At 41.3% G+C, this 281-nt stretch carries 1 protein-coding gene; it reads right to left on the reverse strand.

Annotation, left to right across the window (positions count from 1 at the left end; translation table 11 throughout):
- Positions 1 to 25: 25 nt before the first annotated feature.
- Positions 26 to 281 (reverse strand): adenylate/guanylate cyclase domain-containing protein (locus AAEY78_RS12690; protein WP_352339686.1); only part of this gene is annotated, 256 nt, incomplete at its 5' end.

The following is a 281-nucleotide window of genomic DNA, read 5'->3' on the forward strand; positions in this document are numbered from 1 at the left end:
TAACTAAACTCAATTAACCTCAGTTTTAGGCGTTGGTCAGTTTTATCGGTGCAACGCCATACACTTCAGTCGGATGTTTTTTACCTTTAAGCATGATTGGGCCTAAATCAGTCAGGTCATATTGACTATTTTGCTGCTCAAGTCGATGCACAACATCTCCAGATAGCAACATTCGTTGACCGAGCGGATTACATTGGTCTTGTAGCCGTGCCAAGGTATTTAATACATCACTGAAAAAACTAATCTCTTGTTTATGTACGCCGACTACCGCAGCTACAACT

Source organism: Psychrobacter sp. 16-MNA-CIBAN-0192 (genome assembly GCF_040309565.1).
GTDB lineage: Bacteria > Pseudomonadota > Gammaproteobacteria > Pseudomonadales > Moraxellaceae > Psychrobacter.